This window comes from Rhodoferax sp. RT5P35, assembly GCF_056521385.1.
Window position 1 is genome coordinate 307,593 of the sequence record NZ_JBWMAX010000004.1, and the last position, 20,158, is coordinate 327,750.

Genomic DNA, 20,158 nt, shown 5'->3' on the forward strand with positions numbered 1-20,158 from the left:
GGCGCACTTTACGACATCACCGCAAGGGCGCGGGGCGGTTAACCCAGTTTTTGCCGCAACTGCAACCAAAGCGTCCCAAACTCTTCTTGTAGCGGATGGTGGGATAAAAAGACCCCCGCAACAAAACCTGCCAGCCCACCTACTCCACCCAGAAGCAACGGTGCCAGCACGGCCTCGGGATACGGCCCGTAGATGCAAAGCACCAAAAATGGCGCTGCACCCGCCAGCAGCGCCACCAGGGCGCTCTGGCGCATACCGGGGACAAGCTGGAGTAAGGACAAGCCGATGTGCCGCGAAGTCGTCCGCAGCCATAGACTGGATGCAACGATGGCAGAAAAGATGGCGGCAAATCCCATTGCCCACAGTCCGAGGTACGCACCCACAGCCATAAAGATCACGTTTTGCAATGCACACACCACCGTCAGGCGGGCCATGGGCACCACCGCACCAGCGGCCAAAAGGGCAACCTGGCCCAGAATGGCGGGAACGGCAAACGCCGTAGCCACCGCCAACAGCCGCGCCAGATCCACCGCCTGGTCCCACTGCGTGCCGTACAAAAACCGCATCAGGGGGTGGGCCAAACAGATGACCACCACACAAAATGACCAGCCGCAGGCGCTGACATACAGGGTGGCTTTGATGTAGGGCTCCACAAAGCCTCCCTTTTCGCGAGACTGCTTGGAAAACCAGGGCAGGCAGACCACGCCCACCGCATCGACAAACAAGCGCTGGAACATTTGCACCAGGCCCGTCGCGCGCGAATACAAACCAACAGCCGTCAAATCTTGCAGCTTGCCCAGCAAAAGCTCCGGTGTTCCCGCGGACAACACACCAACCAAACTCGTCCCTGTGACTTTGGAGCCAAAGGACAACACGCGTTTGATTTCGCCCACACCGGGCATCCAGGGAAAAGACTTCGGTCGAAAGTACACCGCCAAAAGGGCGTTGACCAGAATGGACGCCAAGGAGCCGAAGGCCAAGCTGATAGGGCCAAAGCCTGCCCAGGCAAGCCCCGTGGAAACCAGCGCGCCCACCAGTGCGGCAGAAAACCGCATCACGGCAATGCTCTTGAAGCGCATTTCACGCATCAACCAGGCGTAGGTCAAAGAACCAAAAGGATTGACCGCATAGTTCAAAGCAATGACGTACATGATGTGGACCATGCGCGGCTCTTGGTAGAACACGGATACGGGATAGCTAGCCAGCAGCACCACGCATGCCAGGGTCAAGCCCAAACCGAGCTGCACCGCCCAAACCGCCCGGATACGGTCGGTTGTGAGTTCTTTCTCTTGCACCAAATAAGAACCGGCCCCCATGTCCCGCACCGTGGCAACAAAGGTCAGCAGCACCATGGTGACTGAAAACACCCCAATTTCGGCGGGGGTCAGCAAGCGGGCAATCGCCATAGACGAAGCTATGGAGATAGCCAGGCTCGCATAGCGGTCTAAAAAGGAAAAAAACAGCGATTTGCGGGTGGACATAGAAATCTGTGCTGGCGGCGCAGAAGGTACTGCGCAAGTCCGATGAATATGCCCTTGGGATGGCTACAAGTAGAAAATCTGTACGCACCCCATGGCAGCACAGCGTATATCCACCCAAAGTATCTCACAGGCGGTTTCTCCCGCCTGATGTTGCCGCACCGTTTCAAAACCCATCGCCCAATGCCCTAATCCCTGGAAAACGGCGATCTGGACCTGGGCCGCCCTGCAGTTCGGCGCGTGCGCTGGACGACAGCAGACTGGCGTTTCGGCACAACCCAACCGCGCACTACGTCAAGGTCAAACACACAACTACCGGCTGGCTCAATCCACCACCACCGGCACCCGCTGCGCCAGCCCACACATCAGCTCATAGCCGACCGTACCCGCCATGCGGGCGACTTCGTCGATTGGCAGTACCACGCCGTTTGCAGCCCGGCCCCACAAGGTAGCGACGCTGCCGGTGTGGGCCTGGGGAACGGGGGTCAGGTCTACGGCCAGCATGTCCATGCTGACGCGGCCCAGGGTGCGGGTGCGCACACCGTCGACCAGCACCGGGGTGCCGGTGGGGCAGATGCGCGGGTAGCCGTCGGCATAGCCGCAAGCCACCACGCCGATGCGCATCGCCTGGTCGGCCACAAAGCTGGAGCCATATCCCACGCTAGCGCCCGCCTGCAAATCCTGGGTAGCTATTATTTTTGCAGCAAGCGTCATGGCGGGTTGCAGGCCCCAGTCGGCGGCGCTGTAGGCCGGGAAATCGGGCGCGCTGCCGTAGATGGCGATGCCGGGGCGCACCCAGTCGCCTGCCACCTGGGCGGCCAGCGCGGGCTGCTGCAACGGGCCGCCGGGCGTATGGCGCAGGGTGGCGGCGCTGTTGGCCACGCTGCGTTCACCGGGCAGGTCGGCACACGCGGCGTTGAATAAGGCCATGGCCTCGGCAATGCCGCGCGGGCCGTCGGCATCGCTGAAATGGGTGATCAGCGAGATTTCATCCACCTGGGGTAGCAGGTTGAGCCGGGTCCAGGCGGAGCGGTAGCGCTCGGGGGTAAAGCCCAGGCGGTTCATGCCGCTGTTCATCTTTAAAAAGATGCGGTGCGGTACGTTGGTTTTGTGGACGGCCAGCATGTCGATCTGGGCATCGCAGTGCACTGTATGCCACAGGTCCAGGCGCGAGCACAGCTCCAGGTCACGCTGCTCAAACACGCCTTCGAGCAGCAGCACCGGGCCGCGCCAGCCCAAGGCCCGCACGCGCTCGGCCTCGTTTAGGTCCAGCAAGGCAAAGCCATCGGCCCCGCGCAGGCCTTCAAACACGCGCTCGATGCCGTGGCCATAGGCATTGGCCTTGACCACCGCCCAAACCCGGGCATCGCCTGCGGCGGCGCGGGCACGGGCCAGGTTGTGGCGCAAGGCGTTGGTGTGGATCGTGGCTTGGATAGGACGGGGCATGGGTGGGGTCCATTCAAAGGGAAGGCGCAGGGTTGCGGGGTGGATGCGGAGTAAGTGCCGAGTAAGTCCGGGGGTATTAGGGATTTTGGCATTCCGCCACGTGATATAACCCGCACTTCTTTAGAGACATGGCTTAAATCAACCCGCATCAGCCACGCTGATGCCGTTACCCTCATTTAATGAAGCGCGGTTTCTTTACCCTCATGTCGGCCCAGTTCTTCTCGTCACTGGCCGACCAAGCGCTCTTTGTCGCGTCGGTGGCCATGATCCGGGGCAGCGGCGGTGCGCAATGGCAGCAAGCGGCACTGGTGCCGATGTTTGCGTTGTTCTATGTCATTCTGGCCCCCTGGCTGGGTGCCCTGGCCGATGCCTACCCCAAGGGCCGGGTGATGCTGGCCAGCAACGCCATCAAGATGGTGGGCTGCGGGATGATGCTGTTTGGCACACACCCGCTGGTGGCCACGGCCATCGTCGGCCTGGGTGCCGCGGCCTACTCACCCGCCAAATACGGCATCCTGACCGAAATGCTGCCCGCCTCGCAACTGGTCAAGGCCAATGGCTGGATCGAGGGACTGACGATTGCCTCCATCATCCTGGGCGTACTGTTTGGTGGCCAGTTGGTGGGCCCGGTCCTGTCGGCCAAGCTGCTGGCCCTGGACTTTCCATTTATCGACACCGGTATCAGCACCCCGCCCCAGGCTGCCATCAGCGTGCTGATTGTGGTGTATGCCCTGGCCGCGTGGTTCAACACCCGCATCCCTGATACCGGGGTGGAAATGCGCCCCATGCCGCGCAACTTCCTGGCGCTGCTGCCTGACTTCTGGCGCTGCAACTCCCGGCTGTGGAACGACAAACTGGGCCAGATCACCCTGGCCACCACCACCCTGTTCTGGGGCGTCAGCGGCAACCTGAAATACATCGTACTGGCCTGGAGCGCCACCGCCCTGGGCTACAGCATCACCCAGTCCACCAGCCTGCTGGGCGTGGTGGCCATCGGCACCGCTGTGGGGGCCGTGGCGGCATCCATGCGCATGCGGCTGGACACGGCCACCAAGGTGATCCCGCTGGGCCTGGCAATGGGCCTGCTGGTCATCTTGATGAACTTCATCCACAACGTCTGGATCGCCGTGCCCTTCCTCATCATCCTGGGCGGGCTCGGTGGCTTCATGGTGGTGCCGATGAACGCCCTGCTGCAGCACCGCGGCCACAACCTGATGGGCGCGGGCCGTTCGATTGCCGTGCAGAATTTCAACGAACAGCTGTGCATCCTGGCGCTGGGCGCGTTCTACAGCGTATCCACCGGCATGGGCATGTCGTCGTTTGGTGCCATCACTGCTTTCGGCTTGGTGGTCGCCGGTTTCATGTGGCTGATCCAGCGCTGGCACGCCAACAACTGCATCAAACACAAGGACGAAGTCGAGCACCTGCTGATGCTGGCCCGCACCGACAACACCCACTGAACTGTGGTTCACCCCTAGGCTGCAGTGCTGCGCATCTTTCGCCAACCCCCCTCGCATCTGTTTGCAAAAACAGATGCGACATGCAGGGGGCGATACCAGTGGCCCGGCAAAGCCGGTTCCACGGTATGCCTGGCAAATGTGCGTTCTGCTTGTTCGCGGGGTGTATGGCTATAAGCAATCCTGAGCCCCGACAAACATCGCTACTGCCGTTTCTGGCGCTGCTGCTCAACGCCTTCATCTGGGGGGTGTCCTGGTGGCCGTTTCGCCAGTTGCAGCAGGTCGGACTGCACCCGCTGTGGGCCACCTCCCTGCTTTTCGCCGTCGCACTGGCGGGCCTGCTGGCCATGCGCCCCAGCGCCTGGAAAGGGCTGCGCCAACCGGGATTGTGGTGGTTGCTGGCCGCCACTGGCATGACCAATGTCTGCTTCAACTGGGCCGTGGCCATCGGCGACGTGGTGCGGGTGGTGCTGTTGTTTTACCTGATGCCCGGTTGGGCTGTGCTGCTGGCCTGGGGCATGCTGGGCGAACGCCCCACCCGTGCGGCACTGCTGCGGCTGGCGCTGGCCGTGGCGGGCGTGCTGGTGGTTCTGTGGCCCACGGGTGGCGTGGCGACCTCGGCGCTCTCGATTGCCGACCTGCTGGCCATGCTGGGCGGCCTGGGCTTTGCGTTGACCAATGTGCTGCTCAAACGCTTCCATGCCGTTCCCGGCACCGAGCGCATGGCGGCCATGTTTACCGGCGGCGTGCTGATGGCCGGGCTGGCGGCGGGCATGGGCGGCCAGTTTGGCGTGGTGCCAGCCTTGCCGCCGCTGTGGGAGCACGGCGGTACGCTGCTGGTGGTGGCCGGGCTGGGCGTGGCGTTTTTTCTGGGCAATATGGGCTTGCAATACGGTGCCTCGCGCCTGCCCACCAGCACCACGTCCATCGTGATGCTGACCGAAGTGGTGTTCGCCAGCGTCTCGTCCGTCGCCCTGGGTGCCGCCAGCCTGTCGCTGCGCACGCTGGCAGGAGCAGCCCTGATTCTGCTGGCGGCATTGCTCGCGGCCCGCAGCGACTGAACGCTGTTTCTGCTTAAATCGTGGGCATGACCACCTCTATTTACGACTTCACCGCCACCGGCATCGACGGCCAGCCCGTTGCCCTGTCGCAGTTCAAGGGCCAGGCCTTACTGATCGTCAACACCGCCAGCGCCTGTGGCTTCACGCCGCAGTTTGCCGGGCTGGAGGCACTGCACCAAAGCTACGCCGCCCAGGGCCTGGCGGTGCTGGGCTTTCCGTGCAACCAGTTTGGCGCGCAGGACAAAGGCAGCAACGGCGAGATCGCCAGCTTTTGCCAGCTGAACTACGGCGTCAGCTTCCCAATGATGGCCAAGATCGAGGTCAACGGCAGCGGTGCCGACCCGCTGTACCAGTGGCTCTGCGCCGAAGCCCCTGGCCTGCTGGGAACCAAGGCCATCAAGTGGAACTTCACCAAGTTCCTGGTCGGCAAGGACGGCCAGGTGCTCAAACGCTACGCACCCACCGACACGCCCAAGAGCCTGGAAAAGGATATCGAGACAGCCCTCGGAATTTAAGCCAAATAGGCCTCTAGCGCATATTCCATATGCACTAGCAGCTATTTATTTAATAGCATTCCGGTTTTTGCACGACAGCCGGAATGCAGCACAATCCGGGCTCCTTTCTGCGGAGCTGTGTGTGAACTTCCAAGCCATTCTTGACGATATCAATGCCGCCGTGCGTCCCTTGCTGGGCGCGCAGGGCCAGGTGGCCAGCTACATCCCGGCGCTGGCCCGGGTATCGCCGCTGCAGTTCGGTATTGCCCTGCGCACCCGCGACGGGCTGGAGGCCGCCAGCGGCGACAGTGCCACGCCGTTTTCCATCCAAAGCATGTCCAAGCTGTTTTCGCTGACCATGGCCATGCAGCACCTGGGCGACGCGCTGTGGCAGCGCATCGGCCGCGAGCCCTCGGGCAACCCGTTCAACTCGCTGGTACAGCTGGAAAACGAGCAAGGCAAGCCGCGCAACCCCTTTATCAATGCCGGTGCCATCGCCGTGGCCGACCGGCTGCTGTCGCACGGCGACGGCATCGGCACGCTGCTGGAAATGTTGTCCAGCCTGTGCGGTGAGCCGGTGCACCTCGACCCCGAAGTGGCCCGGTCAGAAGCCCAAACCGGCTTTCGCAACCACGCAGTGGCCAACTTCATGAAGAGCTTTGGCAAGCTGGACAACCCGGTGGCCGCCGTGCTGGACCTGTACTTCCACCAGTGCGCCATCCGCATGAACTGCCAGCAAATGGCCCGCGCCGCCGGTTACCTGTGCCGCGACGGCCGCCACCCCTATCACCACAACCACCACCACCACGAGGGCGCACCCGTCGTCAGCTCTGACCAGGCCCGCCGCCTCAACGCTTTGATGCTGACCTGCGGCACCTACGACGCCGCGGGCGAATTTGCCTACCGCATCGGCCTGCCGTGCAAGAGCGGCGTCGGCGGCGGCATCATCGCCGTGGTGCCCGACCAACTCACCGTCTGCGTCTGGTCCCCCGCGCTGGATGCCAGCGGCAATTCGCTGCTCGGCATGCACGCGCTGGAGCTGTTTGCGGCGCGCACCGGCCTGTCGATTTTTTAGCCTGCACCATGGTTCCCATCCGCAAAGAGTGCCCACCCGGTGCCTGCACCTGCCAGCGCGAAAAGCTACTGGCCGACCCGCTGGCCGACCTGCGCATCCTGCAGCTCACCAAGGAGGAAGAAAGACGCCTGCTGGAACGGCTGGAGACGCTGCAAACCCTGCCCGACCTGCACCGCATGGTAGACCGCCTGCAAGCGCAACTGGGCATCGTGCTGACCATCGCCCCCGGCCCGAACGAAGTGCAAACGGTGCGCGGCTTCCACATCGAGGTGCACGACCTGCCCGGGCTATGCCGCAGGACCAAACAGGCGATTCCGGCGGCGGTACGGCGCTGCTTGGAGGCCACGCCAACGATCGCGTTTGAGATTCTGGATGCGGACGGGTTGTGGGGTGGGAACTAGCGTGCGGCGAGAAATTTAAGGGAAATCGAGCGCTAGCGCAGGGATTGGCTACGCTAGTAGCTATTTTTTGGATAGCAAAAGTACCGATGAACGTACTATTTTCCAGTGATAGGATGAAGCTTAAAAAGCCGGTTTCGGCCAGAAGCAGCCATTCGACTTCCGTGGCCAGCAACATGCTTGTAGGGTGATGGATATGCGAAAGAAATACGTTCGGCTCACTGACGAGGAAAAAGAAGCTCAAGGGAGGTCTCGGTGGCTCTGCATGGATTGCCGCGAAGATACTTTCACAAGCCAGGAGTACTACATGCTTTGGTACCGCATCTGGCGCTCCATCAACTACAAAATTGATGGCATGCTTTGCCTCGACTGCGTTGAGCTCCGTCTTGGTAGAAAGTTGGTTTCGAGGGACTTTAGTAAGGCACCGATAAACGAATCCCAAGCTCGGCTATGTGCTAACTTGGCATTGCGCCTGAGTCGCCCCTGACAGACAACGGCTAGGAGCAGACATTCAGACTCACGGTAAGTTGAAAAATGGGAAGCGTCAAAAATGAGCCATCTAAGCCAATCTGACATCACGCTTTATCGGGCTGTGGATGAGGTGCTGCACTATCTTTGGGACCCTATCGGGGTTGCCAACGTCCCAGAGGCGCGAGACGAGTATTACGGTTACCTTCCTGGTATTTTTGCGCTGCTCAAGGATGGAGGCAATGAAGACGAAATAGCTCGGCATCTCGGCGCCATCGCAACCGAGCGCATGGGTTTATCGGCGAATGCGGACCATGACCGTACGATAGCCCGCCAATTGCTGGCTTGGAAGGCGTCGGTAAGCAGTCCACAAGACTGAACACGACCAGAAGCTGACCTTTGACGAACAACTGCATGTCCAACCCAAAACTTGAACAGGGACTGCTTGGTGTCTCCTGGAACGTCTCTCATGAGGACCTCGAGTCAGTCCACCCCGGCGGCAAGTGGAATCGACGAACGGAAGCCGGCACTGCGTATATCGAATACAGCGTAAAGAGTAAGGGCAAGCTTTTCGGCAGCGAGTTGGTCGCGCATCTGCCCTTGAAGTTCATCTTCGATATAGATGGAGACCAGCCGCTGAAGGGACTGTCCTGCTGGCTTCGAGTGCCATTGGGCGAGGTGCCCGCGACCGTAGAAAGAATCGAGGCTGCATGTGGGCCATTTCTCGCGTCCAACATTCGGAACGGCGAATATTGGACGCAGTTCTTACGTACGGGCTTTGTTGTTCTGCTGCAATCGAGGAAGCCAGCTGCGCAACATGAACGCTTCAATTTGACGGTGGGCTATCACCGTAACGGACCAATGGCGTAGACGGTGCGGTCTCGCGATTGAACGTCTGCTTTGACGAAGAGCATCAGGCGGCTTTGGACCCAAAGCAGCCCCAAACCACTCTTAACTCCCACTGATCAAAGGGCCATGGTGTCACCATCCGCCAGACCATTTCTTCTCCACAAGTCAACCACCACCGCTTGACCGAGTTTCGCCTGTTCTCACTCTAAAAATTTAAGAGAAATCAGCCTCTGGCGCATGTACTGCCTACACCAGCAGCTACAAACTCAATAGCACTTCTCAAATAACCGCATCCAGCAGGCTCTCGCTATATTCCTGCCGTCCCGACACATACCGGGGATCGGCCCCACCCGCGGCGCTTCGGGCGGCTCTTACCCACCAGCACTCCCCGCCCGCGCCCTCCGCGCCTCTGAATTCGGATGCATCGGCCGCAGGTACTCGTGCAGCGTCAGGGCGGCAGCCCCTACAGCGGCAGCCAGCGGGCCGTAGCGGGCCATGCGGATGCTGGGCGCTGGCATGCCGGCGCTGGCGGCGTACTGGGCTACGGTGTCGAGGGCGCTTTGCAGGAATTCGGGGTGGTGGTCGCAGGATTTGCCGCCAACCACGATGGCCCGGGGGTTGAAGGTGGTCCACAGGTTTTGCAGCAGCACGCCCAGGTAGTGGCCGGAGCGGCTCAGGTCGGCGGCCTGGCCGTCCTGGCCGCTGAGGGCGCGCAGGCCGATGAAGGCTTCGGCGCAACCCTTGCGCCCGCACGAGCACAGCGGGCCGTCGATCTGCATGATGGTGTGGCCGATTTCCCCGGCCATGCCTTGCGCGCCGCTGAACAGCCGGTCGTTGGAGACGATGCCCGCGCCCACACCCACGTCGCAGCTCACAAAGATCAGCGGGTCTTCGCCCTCGCCGTCGGCAAATTCGTACTCGCCCAGTGCGCCCGCATCGGCATCGTTTTGCAGCTGCAGGGGCACAGGGGGTAAGCCGACCTCGGCCAGGGCCTGGGTCAGGTGGCTGAGCAGGTCCAGTTGGCGCCAGCCCAGGTTGGGGGCAAACAGCACCTGTCCGCTGGCGTGGTCGATGGCGCCCGGCGTGCACACGCCCACGCCCACCAGCTCCAGACCGACCGCCAGCAGCTCGGTGTAGGCCGTGGCCACCATGCGGGCAGTTTGCTGGCTGGCCAGCGCCGGGTTGGTGCTGGCCAGGGGCTGCTCTTCGGAATGCAGGATTTCGCCCTGCAGGGTGACACAGACCACGCGCACCACTTCGACGGCAATTTCCACCCCGATCAGCGCGCGCTTGCCCTCGTGGATGCGCAGCGGCGTAGACGGGCGGCCCAGGCCTTCGTTGACGGTTTCCATGGCCTCGGTGAGCCAGCCGTCCTCTAGAAGCTCGCGCACCAGCAGGCTGACGGTGGATTTGGTCAGTCCGCTTTCCGCCGCCAGCCGCGCCCGCGACAGGCCGGGCTGGGCGCGCAGCAGACGCAGCAGCACGCTGCGGTTGATGCGTTTAACTAATTGCTGGTCGCCGGTGGTCTTCATAATTTTTGGCTCACCCCCAGGCTGCGCTTCGCTTCGCCAACCCCCTTGCGGGGGGAAATACCAGCGGCCCGGCAAAGCCGGTTCCACGGTATCTTGGTGAAAAGAGCGTGCGTTCTGGTCATCGAAGGGTGTTGAGCAGCTGGATTGGAATAACCCTGGAGTCTAGTGGTGCGCGCGCTCGGTTTGCGGCTTGCCCTCGGGCCGTTTGCCGGTGATCACCATGCCCAGCACCTCGTCTTCGGTCACGTCGGCGGTGGCGTAGGTGCCGACGAGCTTGCCGTTTTTCATCACCGCCAGCCGGTCGCTCAAGCCAAACACGTCGGGCATGTCGTGGGTGATCAGGAAAATGCCCACGCCTTCGCTTTTGAGCTGCTGCACCAGGCGGCCGACCATGGCGGTTTCCTCGGGGCCCAGGGCGGCGCAGGGTTCGTCCATGATCAGAATGCGGGCGTTGAAGTACAGCGCCCGCGAGATGGCCACCACCTGGCGCTGGCCGCCCGAGAGGCGACGCACCGGCACGCGGATGTTGGTGAAGTTCTTGTTTAGGCGGGCGAAAACCTTGCGGGCGTTGACCTCCATGAAATGGTCGTCCAGCGTGTTCCAGCGGGTCATCTTCTCGCGGCCCAGGAACAGGTTGGCCACCGAATCCAGGTTGTCAGCCAGGGCCAGGGTTTGGTAGATGGTCTCTATGCCCTGGGCCTGGGCCTCGGCAGGGGTGCGGATGTGCACTTTTTGCCCGGCAATCACGGTGTCGCCGGAGTCGATGGGGTAGGCCCCCGCCAGCATCTTCATCAGCGTGGACTTGCCCGCGCCGTTGTGGCCCAGCAAGGCCACCACTTCGCCGGGGTAGAGGTTGACGCTGACACCGTCCACCGCGACCACGCCGCCAAAGGCTTTGCGGATGTCGCGCAGTTCGACCAAAGGTTGGACCAGGGGTAGGGAGTTGTCGGCCATCAGCGATCTCCCGTGAATTTGCGGTACAGAACATCGAAGACGACTGCCACGATCAGCACTTGGCCGATGATGACCATGCGCTTGCCGATGGACACATCCAGCAGCAGCATGCCGCTGTCCAGCGACTGCATGATCAGCGCGCCCAACACCGAGCCGAAGATCGACCCGCTGCCCCCGGCCAGCGCGGTGCCGCCAATCACGGCGGCGGCAATCACGTACAGCTCCATGCCGGTGCCTAGCGAATTGGTGCCCGCGTTCAGCCGCGCTATTGAAACTATAGCTGCAATGGTAATCAGCACACCCAGCAGGGCGAATAATTGCAAGGTCACCTTCTTGACCGGAATGCCCACCAGGGCGGCCGCGTCGGGGTTGCCGCCCATGGCGTAGACGTAGCGGCCAAAACGGGTGCGGTGCACCAGAAACGACAAGCCGCCCGCCACCACGGCCCAGATCAGCACCGGCACCGGGATGCCCTGCGGCTCGGTCTTGCTGGATATTTGGTAATGGTTCATGGCGCTGGCAAAGGCCAGCAGCAAGGCGATGGGCACGCCGACCAACAGGGCCTCCATCCACAGTGGGTCGGTGGCCACGCCGTGCTGCTGGCGGGTGCGGCGCTTTTGCACCGCGCGCAGCAGCATCCCCGCGCTGAGCAGGCCGACCACCACCCAGCTGGCGGTGGTGCCGATGCCGCCGTCGTAGCCGCCGCCCAGGCGCAGAAAGAAATCGTTGGTGACCGGCTGGGTCTTGCCGTCGGCCACCAGAAAAGCCGCGCCGCGAAACGACATCAGCCCGCCCAGCGTGACCACGAACGAGGGCACGCCCAGCACCGCCGTGAGCCAGCCCTGGTAGATCGACACCGCCATGGCCACCGCCAGCCCAGCCAGACAGGCCGTGGGCCAGGACCAGTTGGCGCTGTACTGCAGATAGGCGATCAGCACGCCCACAAAGCCCATCACCGAGCCCACCGACAGGTCGATATGCCGGGCCACGATGACCAGCACCATGACGGTGGAAACGATGCCGACCACCGCTGTCTGCTGGGCGATGTTGTAGAGGTTTTCCGGCGAGAAAAACAGGCCGTCGGACATCAGGCCAAAGGCCAGCGCCAGCACGGCCAGCACCAGACTCATCAGCACCAGGCGCCAGTCGATGGCGGCATTGCGCCAGGGGTTGGGGGAGGAAGTCATTGAAGTTCCGAAACGTTGAGAAAACCCAGGCCGGCCGGGCGCAGCGTTCCCTTCCAGAGAACCCGTGGAACCGGCTTTGCCGGGCCACCAGGGTTCGCCCCCTGCATGTCGCATCTGTTTTTGCAAACAGATGCGAGGGGGGTTGGCGAAGCGCAGCGTAGCCTAGGGGTGGGCCTATTTATTTGCAGGCAGCCGGAGCCACAGCTGCGTCCACACCCTTGCAGAGCTCATCCTTCTTGATCCAGCCCGCCTTCACCACCACGTCGAGGTTGTCGCGGGTGATGGCCACGGGGGCCAGGAAATGCGATTCCAGCGCAATCTTCTTCTCGCCACCGCTCCAGCTCACGGCACCGGGCACCTTTTTGCCATTGCCCAAGGCCACAGCGGCGCTGGCGGCTTCACTGCCCAGCGCGCGGGCATCTTTCCACACCGAGACGGTTTGCGAGCCCAAGGCCACGCGGTTCAGCGCGGCAAAGTCGCCGTCCTGGCCGGACACCGGGATGCCCTTGATACCCTTGGAGGTGAGGGCCGCCACCACGCCACCGGCGGTGCCGTCGTTGGAGGCAATCACCGCATCCACCTTGCCACCCACCTTGGTGAGGATTTGCTCCATGTTCTTTTGCGCCACTTCGGGCTTCCAGCCGTCGGTGTATTCCTCGCCGACGATCTTGATGGCACCGGACTTGACGGCGGCGGCGATCACCTCTTGCTGGCCTTCGCGCAGGAAGTCGGCGTTCGGGTCGGTGGGCGAGCCCTTGATCATCACGTAGCTGCCCTTGGGCTGGGCTTTGACCACGGCGCGGGCCTGCATGCGGCCGACTTCCTTGTTGTCGAAGGTGATGTAGAACACGCCTGGCGCTTCGATCAGGCGGTCATAGGCGATGACGGGCACCTTTTGTTTGGTGGCCTTGTTGACGGCGGGCAGGATGGCGTCTTTGTCCATAGCCAGCACGATCAGCACTTTGGCGCCCTTGGTCATCAGGCCTTCGATGTCACCCAGCTGCTTTTCGGGCGAGCCACCGGCATCGGCGCTGATGTACTTGGCACCTAGCTTTTCCAGCTGCGCCTTGATGGCAGTTTCGTCGGTTTTCCAGCGTTCCTCCTGGAAGTTGGACCAACTCACCCCCACGGTCATTTGCGCCAGCGTGGCGGTGCTGACCGATCCGAGGGCGGCCAGGGCCAGAACGGACAGGGTTGTTTTAAGTGTATTTTTCATGCTTGTCTCCATGGGATGCCTGCAAAAGGCGGGGCTGGTAAACCGGGTCTGGTAAGGCGAATACAGCGTGTGGCGGCAGATAGTTCGACTTCCGGACGAACTATCCGGCATTTTGGGCATTGCCAGATTAGGACTTGCCCTAGGTGGCGGTGTAAAAGGATCTCAGCACATTTCTAGATGAAATAGGCTTCTAGCGCACATTCCGCCTGCGCAAGAAGCTATAAAAACAATAGCTTCAGCCGATGGCGGTAGATACCCGGGTGTAGAAGGCCATGTCGTGCTGGTACTGGGTGTCGGAGATCTGGCGGTTGTTGTGCTGGGTGGCCAGGTTGTCCATCACCTTGTGGACCTGGGCCTGCTGGTTGGCGCTGCCAAGGGTGCTGCCGGGTGCGCTGTCATAGGGGTTGCGCCCCTGGATCAGGTCCATCGCCCGGCTGGACAGGGACACGCTGGCCTGGGACTGGGCCAGCAGGTCTTTGGCGGCCTGGGAGATGGTGACGGTACTGGAGTTGCCGGAGGTGCTGAGGCTGGCATCCGAGGCCACTGCCGTCGTTGCCGCCGCCGCCACCGACCGGGTCGGCGCAGCGCTGGCCGGGGTGGCAAGGGCAGACTGCAGGCGACTGGCTTGGATGTGCATGGTGGGCCAACCATACCCACCCATCCGCGCCACAAATCCCCGAAAAGCGGGTAAAAAGTGCCGCTATCCAGTCCCTCACCCCAACCGCTACCCCAGCCGGTGCCGGGGCCGCACCAGGTCGGCCAACAAAGGCGGCAGCGACAGGCCCAGCAGCAGCAGCGCCAGCGGCACTACCCAGATAAAACCCACGTACTTGAAGCCGGTCGCCCCCACCAGCCCACCCACCACAAAGGCCGACAGCAGGGTGGCGTACAGGCGCAGCTTGACGCGGTTGGCCCGCACACGGGAGGCTAGCGGGCTGTCTTGCCGGTTCATGTAGACCAGCTTGCCCAGTTCGATACCCAGGTCGGTGATCACGCCGGTCATGTGGGTGGTGCGGATCTGCGAGGCCGAAAGCTTGGACACCACCGCGTTTTGCAGCCCCATGGTGAAGGCCAGCACCAGCAGCGTGAGCGGCACGGCAAACGGGGTTTGCCGGTTCAGCGTGCCACCGATCAAACCAAACACCAGCAGCAGCAAGGCCTCGCAGAACAAAGGCAGCGCGTATTCACTGCGCAGATGGTGCTGGCGCGCCCAGTGGACCAACAACGCCGTGGCCGCCGCGCCTGCGGTAAACGCCAGCAAAGCCCCCAGCGCGCCCAGCACCAGTTTGATATTGCCCAGAACCAGGTTGTCGGACAGCATGGAGGCAAAGCCGGTCATGTGCGAGGTGTACATGCCCACCACCAGAAAGCCCCCGGCGTTGATGGCCCCCGCGTTGAACGCCAGCAGGCCGCCCAGCAACCGGTTGGTGGCGGCTATGCGGTGCTGGCTGGTCAAATGGCGAAGGCGGCGCATGGGCTGTAAATTTATAAAAAATAGGGCTCTAGCGCATATTCCATCTACGCTAGTAGCTACATAAAACGCAGCAATAACCGGTCTGCATCAACCCTGGAAGAAGTTGACTGGCAGGCCCGGCACATCGACCCGCATGGACAGCACGCAGCCGGACGCAGGCATGGCCTCCAGCTCGGCAGCGGGGCGGCCGTGGCGGCCCGTCGTCAGATACAGGGTTTGCAGATCGTCACCGCCAAAACAAGGCATGGTGGGGCAGCGCACCGGCAGCGCATAGGCGTTGAGCAGGTCGCCATCGGGCGAGAACTTGCACAGGCGCTGGCCTTCGAACTGGGCCGAATAGTAGTTGCCCTGCACGTCCACCGCGGCGCCATCCGGGCGGCCACCGTAGCCGGGCATGCCGGGCTGCCAGCCTGCGGGCTTGGGGGCCATGTGCAGGAACTCGCGGTAATGCGACAGCACATTGGGCACGGCATCCCAGTCCCAGGCGTGGACGATGTGGTGCGGCGTGTCCGACCAGTACAGGGTCTTGGCATCCGGCGACCAGGCCAGGCCGTTGCCGGTGATGGCGTTGCCCGCAAGGCTGCGCAGCGTGCTGCCTTCCAGGCAGTACAGCTCGGCCTTGCGGGCATCGCGCGGCTCGTAGATGGTGCTGGCCCAGAAGCGGCCCAGCGGGTCGCATTTGCCGTCGTTGAAGCGGGTGGTGGCCGGGTCATACGGTGCGGCGGCCAGCAGGGCCATCTCGCCCCCCCACACCGGCGCGCGGTAGATGCCGTCGCGCAGCGCCACCACCAGGCCACCACCGGTGGCCGGGGCGATGCAGCCCGGCTCGCTGGCCATGGCCCAGCGCTCCACTACGCCGCTGGCCACGTCCAGCCGCTGCAGCAGCTTGCCGGGCACATCGACCCAGTACAAAAGCTTTTCCTGCGGGTGCCAAAACGGCGATTCGCCCAGGGCGTTGGGTTCGGTGGTGACGGTGGTCCAGGTCATGGCAAAAATCTGAGAGGTTGCGATACCCGTATTGTGAACGCGCACAAAAAAGCCCGGCTACATCGCTGTAGCCGGGCCGTGGCAGACAAAACGCTACTCTCTCCTTCCAGGGGTATCACAGAACCGGCTTTGCCGGGCTGTAGATACCGCCCCCTGCATGTCGCATCTGTTTTTGCAAACAGATTCGAGGGGGGTTGGCGGAAAGCGCTTGCGCTGCAGCCTGGGGGTGTTACCTGTTGTATGCGGTTTCGCCGTGCGAGCTGATGTCCAGACCTTCGCGCTCTTCTTCTTCCGTGACACGCAGACCCACGGTCAGGTCCACGATCTTGTAAGAGATGGCAGCCACAACACCCGACCAGACGATGGTCAACAGCACAGCCTTCAATTGGATCCAGACCTGTGCGCCTACCGAGTAAGCGTCCGCAGGGGTCATGCCGGCAGACACCCAGTCGGCCACGGTGGATGGGCCACCCAGGCTAGGCGAGTTGAACACGCCGGTCAACAACGCACCCAGGATACCGCCCACGCCGTGCACGCCAAACACGTCCAATGTGTCGTCTGCGCCCAGTATCTTCTTCAGGCCATGGACACCCCACAGGCAGGCAAAACCAGCCAGGAAACCGATGACCAAACCACCGCCGATACCGACGTTACCAGCGGCTGGCGTGATAGCCACCAAGCCGGCCACGGCACCGGATGCAGCACCCAGCATCGAAGCCTTGCCCTTCATCAGCGCTTCGCCGACGCACCATGCCAGCACCGCAGCGGCCGTTGCACCCAGGGTGTTGATGAAGGCCAGGGCGGCAAAGCCGTTGGCTTCCAGAGCGGAACCGGCGTTGAAGCCGAACCAGCCCACCCACAGCAGGGAAGCACCGACCATGGTCAGCGTCAGGCTGTGAGGCGCCATGGACTCTTTGCCGTAACCGACGCGCTTGCCGATCATGAAGGCACCGACCAGACCGGCCACAGCGGCGTTGATGTGCACCACGGTGCCGCCTGCGAAGTCCAGCGCGCCCCATTGCCAGACCAGACCGGCCTTGGCGTTCATCGCATCGACCACTTCCTTGCCGGAGTAAGCATCAGGGCCCATCCAGAACCACACCATGTGGGCAATAGGAGCGTAGCTGAAGGTGAACCACAGGGCCGAGAACAACAGCACGGCCGAGAACTTGATACGTTCTGCGAACGCACCAACGATCAGGCAGCATGTGATACCAGCGAAGGTCGCCTGGAAGGCGGCAAACACGATTTCAGGAATGTAGACACCCTTGCTGAACGTGGCAGCGTTGGCAAATGTGCCTGCAGCGTTGTCCCAGATGCCCCTCATGAACAGCCGGTCGAAGCCACCGACGTAGGCATTCCCTTCGGTGAATGCCAGGCTGTAGCCGTAGATGAACCACAGCACGATGATCATCGAGAACGTGACCATCACCTGCATCAGCACCGACAGCATGTTCTTGCTGCGCACCAGGCCGCCGTAGAACAGGGCCAGGCCGGGCACGGTCATCATGATGACCAGCAGTGTGGACAGCATCATCCAGGCGGTGTCGCCCTTGTTGGGTACGGGAGCGGGAGGTGCAGAAGCGGCATCGGCAGGGGCAGACGCAGCGGCTTCGGCAGCCGCCGGTGCGGGCGCAGCAGCGGGTGCTGGAGCCGCATCGGCAGGTTTAGCCTCAGCAGAAGCTGCCATGGCCGGAGCGCTGGCAGCATCAGCGGCAGGAGCCTGTGCCTGGGCGAAAGATCCGCCCCACATTAACCCCAAGCCGAGAGCCAGGGATGCTAGTAGTTTTTTCATTTTTATTTACTTTCAGATGAAAGATGGTGCTGTTTACAGCGCTTCTTTGCCGGTTTCACCCGTGCGGATGCGTACAACTTGCTCCAAGTTGTAAACAAAAATCTTGCCGTCGCCGATCTTGCCGGTACGCGCTGCGCCTTCCACGGCTTCGATCACGCGGTCTACCAGCTCGTCGGAGATGGCGGCTTCAATCTTGACCTTGGGCAAGAAATCGACCACATACTCGGCACCACGGTACAGCTCGGTATGCCCTTTTTGGCGACCGAAACCTTTGACCTCCGTCACGGTGATACCCTGCACACCAATGCTGGACAGGGCTTCGCGCACTTCGTCCAACTTAAAAGGTTTGATGATGGCGGTGACTAGTTTCATGGCTGCTCTTTCAGTAGGCTGTCGCAAGATGGGGCTGCAAGGCGGGCGGCCTTGGGCACGGGCTGTGTCATGTGCTTCTCCAAAATGAAAAGGGGAACGGCAAACGGGTTAAAGCAGGTTGCGTGCCAAATAAGTGTTACTTTGGTAACACCGTGGAGCAAGCCCCCGATGCCACGGCGCACAGGTTTGGGCAGGGTTTTATCGCACACAAATGGTGCGCACGGGTAGGTTATGTGTTTTGAACTGCTCTTTTGCACCGATATGGGGAGGCTAGTTACTATGGGCTTAAGTTTGGTGCAAAGCCGGGCTTTGCTGGGCTTGGATGCCCCCGCTGTCACCGTTGAGGTGCACTTAACCAATGGTTTGCCCAGCTTTACGCTAGTCGGCCTGGCCGAAGTGGAGGTCAAAGAGGCCCGCGAGCGGGTGCGCTCGGCCATTCAGAACGCCGGGCTGGAGTTTCCGAACAACAAGCGCATCACGGTCAACCTGGCCCCGGCCGACCTGCCCAAAGACTCGGGCCGGTTTGACTTGCCCATCGCCCTGGGCATTTTGGCCGCCAGTGGCCAGATTGACAGCACGCGCCTGGCCGGGCATGAATTTGCCGGCGAGCTGTCGCTGTCCGGAGCTTTGCGGCCGGTACGCGGCGCGCTGGCCATGAGCCTGGCCCTGCACACCCAACAGGTGCAGACCCGGCTGGTGTTGCCCCCTGGCAGTGCCGAAGAAGCCGCCTTGGTGCCCGATGCCCAGGTTTTTTGCGCCCACCATCTGCTCGATGTGGTGCAGCAGTTTCTACCCCTGGAAGATGGTGGCGATGGCGAAGCCGCCCCTACCGACGGCTGGGCGCGCCTGGCCACCACCAAATTGCCCGCCACCGCCGACTACGCCGATCTGGCCGATGTCAAAGGCCAGGCTGGAGCCAAACGGGCGCTGGAAATCGCCGCCGCTGGCGGCCACAGCCTACTTTTGATCGGCCCCCCGGGCTCGGGCAAGTCCATGCTGGCGCAGCGCTTTGCCGGCCTGCTGCCGCCCATGACGGTGGACGAAGCCTTGGAAAGCGCCGCCATTGCCAGCCTGGGTGGCTGCTTTGCGCTGGAGCGCTGGGCCACCCGGCCCACCTGCAGCCCGCACCACACGGCCAGCGCGGTGGCGCTGGTGGGCGGCGGGTCACCACCCCGGCCCGGTGAAATCTCGCTGGCACACCACGGCGTGCTCTTCCTCGATGAACTCCCCGAGTTTCCCCGTGCTGCTCTAGAGGCCTTGCGCGAGCCCCTGGAAACCGGCCGTATCACCATCGCCCGCGCCGCCCGACGGGCCGAATTCCCGGCGCGCTTCCAGATGATTGCGGCGATGAACCCCTGCCCTTGTGGTTACGCGGGCTCACGCCAGCAGGTGTGCCGCTGCAGCCCCGACCAAGTGGCGCGCTACCAAAGCAAGCTCAGCGGCCCGCTGATCGACCGCATCGACATGCACATCGAAGTGCCCGCCCTGCCCGCCGAAGACCTGCTGCACGCCCCGCCTGGCGAATCCACCGCCGCCATCCGGGCGCGCTGCAGCGCCGCACGCCAACGCGCCATCGACCGCCAGGGCCGCACCAACCAGGCGCTGCAAGGACAAGAGATCGACCAGTCGATCGCCCTCGACCCCACCGCCGCCAAGTTCCTGACCGTGGCTGCCGCCAAACTGGGTTGGTCGGCGCGGGGCATCCACCGCACCTTGAAAGTGGCGCGAACAATTGCCGACCTGGCTGGGTCCACCACTACCCAGGTGGCCCATGTGGCGGAGGCGATGCAGTACCGGCGGGCTTTGAAGGCTACAAGCTAGGGTCGATATGCACCCGACACCCGGCGCGTATCGGCCAGCCTGATGCGCTTGGGGACACAAGGCGGATAAGAAGCGGACAAGCCAAATACTATGC

At 62.6% G+C, this 20,158-nt stretch carries 19 protein-coding genes; 8 read left to right on the forward strand and 11 right to left on the reverse strand.

From position 1 onward, the window contains the following. Nucleotides 1-38: 38 nt before the first annotated feature. Together AC097L_RS08005 and alr are read right to left on the reverse strand one after the other, a co-directional pair. Nucleotides 39-1,481 carry a lipopolysaccharide biosynthesis protein gene (locus tag AC097L_RS08005; protein WP_479585803.1) on the reverse strand — a complete coding sequence of 481 codons (1,443 nt, stop codon included), beginning with the start codon at nt 1,479-1,481 and terminating at the stop codon, nt 39-41. A gap of 321 nt (nt 1,482-1,802) precedes the next feature. Continuing rightward, entirely contained in the window at nt 1,803-2,924 is a 1,122-nt protein-coding gene (alr, locus tag AC097L_RS08010; protein WP_479585804.1) for an alanine racemase, read from the reverse strand. A gap of 179 nt (nt 2,925-3,103) precedes the next feature. Here alr and lplT point away from each other — a divergent pair, with 179 nt between their 5' ends. The 7 genes from lplT to AC097L_RS08045 all read left to right on the forward strand — a co-directional run bounded on the left by lplT (nt 3,104) and on the right by AC097L_RS08045 (nt 8,747). Next, nucleotides 3,104-4,384, forward strand: coding sequence for a lysophospholipid transporter LplT (gene lplT / locus AC097L_RS08015; RefSeq protein WP_479585805.1), 1,281 nt, complete (start codon nt 3,104-3,106; stop codon nt 4,382-4,384). A gap of 164 nt (nt 4,385-4,548) precedes the next feature. Next, nucleotides 4,549-5,442, forward strand: coding sequence for a DMT family transporter (locus tag AC097L_RS08020; RefSeq protein ID WP_479585806.1), 894 nt, complete (start codon nt 4,549-4,551; stop codon nt 5,440-5,442). Nucleotides 5,443-5,468: 26 nt separating this feature from the next. Continuing rightward, nucleotides 5,469-5,957 carry a glutathione peroxidase gene (locus tag AC097L_RS08025; protein ID WP_479585807.1) on the forward strand — a complete coding sequence of 163 codons (489 nt, stop codon included), beginning with the start codon at nt 5,469-5,471 and terminating at the stop codon, nt 5,955-5,957. A gap of 121 nt (nt 5,958-6,078) precedes the next feature. Further along, a complete protein-coding gene (locus tag AC097L_RS08030) occupies nt 6,079-7,011 on the forward strand; it encodes a glutaminase (RefSeq protein WP_479585808.1) in 933 nt (310 codons plus the stop codon). 8 nt (nt 7,012-7,019) lie between these two features. Continuing rightward, nucleotides 7,020-7,412 (forward strand): hypothetical protein, encoded by a 393-nt coding sequence (locus AC097L_RS08035; RefSeq protein ID WP_479585809.1) that lies wholly within the window; start codon nt 7,020-7,022, stop codon nt 7,410-7,412. Between the two features lie 547 nt (nt 7,413-7,959). Beyond that, nucleotides 7,960-8,256, forward strand: a complete 297-nt coding sequence (locus AC097L_RS08040) for a hypothetical protein (protein ID WP_479585810.1) — start codon at nt 7,960-7,962, stop codon at nt 8,254-8,256. 35 nt (nt 8,257-8,291) lie between these two features. After that, on the forward strand, nt 8,292-8,747 hold the full coding sequence (locus AC097L_RS08045) for a hypothetical protein (protein WP_479585811.1): 456 nt from the start codon (nt 8,292-8,294) through the stop codon (nt 8,745-8,747). A gap of 350 nt (nt 8,748-9,097) precedes the next feature. On the opposite strand, the gene AC097L_RS08050 is transcribed toward AC097L_RS08045, so the two are convergent. From AC097L_RS08050 to glnK, 9 genes are all read right to left on the reverse strand, one after another. Then, nucleotides 9,098-10,258 (reverse strand): ROK family transcriptional regulator, encoded by a 1,161-nt coding sequence (locus AC097L_RS08050; protein ID WP_479585812.1) that lies wholly within the window; start codon nt 10,256-10,258, stop codon nt 9,098-9,100. A 162-nt stretch (nt 10,259-10,420) separates the two neighbouring features. Further along, nucleotides 10,421-11,212 carry an ATP-binding cassette domain-containing protein gene (locus tag AC097L_RS08055; protein WP_479585813.1) on the reverse strand — a complete coding sequence of 264 codons (792 nt, stop codon included), beginning with the start codon at nt 11,210-11,212 and terminating at the stop codon, nt 10,421-10,423. Then, entirely contained in the window at nt 11,212-12,399 is a 1,188-nt protein-coding gene (locus tag AC097L_RS08060; protein WP_479585814.1) for a sugar ABC transporter permease, read from the reverse strand. The genes AC097L_RS08055 and AC097L_RS08060 overlap by 1 nt, the downstream gene beginning before the upstream one ends. 178 nt (nt 12,400-12,577) lie before the next feature. Then, nucleotides 12,578-13,615, reverse strand: coding sequence for a D-xylose ABC transporter substrate-binding protein (gene xylF, locus AC097L_RS08065; protein WP_479585815.1), 1,038 nt, complete (start codon nt 13,613-13,615; stop codon nt 12,578-12,580). Nucleotides 13,616-13,850: 235 nt separating this feature from the next. Beyond that, nucleotides 13,851-14,252, reverse strand: coding sequence for a hypothetical protein (locus AC097L_RS08070; RefSeq protein ID WP_479585816.1), 402 nt, complete (start codon nt 14,250-14,252; stop codon nt 13,851-13,853). Nucleotides 14,253-14,339: 87 nt separating this feature from the next. Then, nucleotides 14,340-15,089, reverse strand: a complete 750-nt coding sequence (locus AC097L_RS08075) for a YoaK family protein (RefSeq protein WP_479585817.1) — start codon at nt 15,087-15,089, stop codon at nt 14,340-14,342. A gap of 87 nt (nt 15,090-15,176) precedes the next feature. Continuing rightward, nucleotides 15,177-16,076, reverse strand: a complete 900-nt coding sequence (locus tag AC097L_RS08080) for an SMP-30/gluconolactonase/LRE family protein (RefSeq protein ID WP_479585818.1) — start codon at nt 16,074-16,076, stop codon at nt 15,177-15,179. A gap of 229 nt (nt 16,077-16,305) precedes the next feature. Continuing rightward, nucleotides 16,306-17,871, reverse strand: coding sequence for an ammonium transporter (locus tag AC097L_RS08085; protein WP_479585819.1), 1,566 nt, complete (start codon nt 17,869-17,871; stop codon nt 16,306-16,308). A 33-nt stretch (nt 17,872-17,904) separates the two neighbouring features. Next, entirely contained in the window at nt 17,905-18,243 is a 339-nt protein-coding gene (gene glnK / locus AC097L_RS08090) for a P-II family nitrogen regulator (protein ID WP_295957531.1), read from the reverse strand. 279 nt (nt 18,244-18,522) lie between these two features. Between glnK and AC097L_RS08095 the strand changes: the two genes are divergently transcribed. Beyond that, a complete protein-coding gene (locus AC097L_RS08095) occupies nt 18,523-20,064 on the forward strand; it encodes a YifB family Mg chelatase-like AAA ATPase (RefSeq protein WP_479585820.1) in 1,542 nt (513 codons plus the stop codon). The last annotated feature ends 94 nt before the right edge of the window (nt 20,065-20,158 follow it).